This window comes from Cyclobacterium salsum, assembly GCF_010119245.1.
GTDB lineage: Bacteria > Bacteroidota > Bacteroidia > Cytophagales > Cyclobacteriaceae > Cyclobacterium > Cyclobacterium salsum.
The window spans coordinates 1-1703 of sequence record NZ_WNKG01000036.1; the positions used below are offsets into that span (position 1 = coordinate 1).

The following is a 1703-nucleotide window of genomic DNA, read 5'->3' on the forward strand; positions in this document are numbered from 1 at the left end:
GGGCTTCTTGGAAAATCCAATAAAATTTGACCACGTAGGATGAAACTATATCCTTCGTGGTTTTTTTATGATTATTTGCTCTGATCGACAGTACAATTCCGCTACGGTAAAGTACAATTTGCTGGTGAATCGAGTACCTCTTTTTTGTTTTTTTGTCAATGGGGCATAGTTATCCCATCGGAAAGGGTTTTTGATCGTTTTCGTCTTTAGGCTGCCTTCTTTCGGGGTGCAGGCTCCTCCCGGTTTCTTTTTTTGGCGATTTTTACCGCATTGGCTGCCATAGTTGCAAAAAGTACCATCAGCATTTCCCGCTTTTCGCCCCTGACTTTTATTTTTTTTAGTCCGTAATGTTCTTTGTGCGTCCCAAAAACACCCTCCATCACCGTTGCCCTTTGCTTTGATATTTCACTGCTGAGTATCTTTTCAGCTTTGGAGTGGTTTTTAGGGCCTTTTTTGGGGAAGCAGGTGAATATGCTGTTTCCAGTACAGTATCGTCTGTTTTCGTTGGTGGCATATATTCGGTCTGCGCCGAGCTGTGATGTTCCTTTAAAAACTGTTTTATGTTTCACCACGGAGATTTTCAGCCTTTTACATTCATTGAAGTTTTTGAAACTCATCTTGTCTATAAAAGATAGTCCGTCCACCTGCAGCATGTGTACTTTCATTCCGAACTCCACAGGTTTGTTTTCTTTTCCCCTTACTATTGGTCTGATATAGGGTTTGTGAAGGGAAACGATCCTGTCTTTCAGCTCAGATGGCTTGTGGGTCAACAGAAATGTCTGCTGTACCAGAATTTTCTTGATGGTTCTCAAACAGGCAAAATCTTCCGGCCTCATACATTCTCCCCGGAACATATCCATTATTTGCTGAAGTTGCCCGATTCCTTTTTCCAACAGGTATACCAGCGATTCCCTTCTGCGGAGCGTTTGTTTATGGCTGTTTTTTCTTTTCCTGAAATAGGCAAGCTGTTTAATCTTCTGCTCCCGGTATTTGGAACGCGGCCTTTTGATCTTCAGGATCTTGCACAACCTGAAAAGCTGCTTTTCAAACACCCATTCACAGCATTCCCACAAAAGTTTCACATCGGTAGGAAAGCGGATATAGCTCTCGTAGCAGGTGGCATCCATGAGAAGTACATGGGAATTGTTCACATCCCTTTTCCAGTGGTTGAGCAGTACTGACTGGACCTGTTCCCATTCACAGTTTTTTTCAATATAAGCCCTAATACCTGTCATCAGGGTATAATCCCTGATCTGCTTGTCCTCGGCCAGAACTTTGCCGCAGAACATCTGCAGACTGTAATCTGTATTGAACCTTTCGATCAGTTGTCTGTCGCTGACATTGAGGTAGGCCTTCAAGAACATCATGGCAAACATTCCCTTGGCATCAAACCACTTGGGAGCGCCGGGACCTCTATTCTCTGCCGGAAGACATCCTGCGAGCTCATCCCAGGGAATAGAATCTTTTATCTGACCGAACAATGAATTCTTAAAAAAATGATATTTTGGAGAATATCCGTCGAAGTCTTTGAAAATCTGTAGTTGCGCTGTATCTTCCATCGTATTTTTGTTTAGCAACGTTAAAATACAAAAAAGAAAACCCCGGAAAAAGCCTAAAAGTGACTATTTTCGGGGTTTTTAAATTAAATTACTTCTATTTAATTCATTGGATATCAGTTTTTTAGGGATTCAGAAAGAAGCCCT

1 protein-coding gene is annotated in these 1703 nt (G+C 42.0%); it reads right to left on the reverse strand.

Translation table 11 applies throughout. The features are described from left to right. Nucleotides 1–206 precede the first annotated feature (206 nt). Nucleotides 207–1559: a transposase gene (locus GJS45_RS23540; protein ID WP_162344345.1), complete on the reverse strand. Its 1353-nt coding sequence runs from the start codon at nucleotides 1557–1559 to the stop codon at nucleotides 207–209. Nucleotides 1560–1703 lie beyond the last annotated feature (144 nt).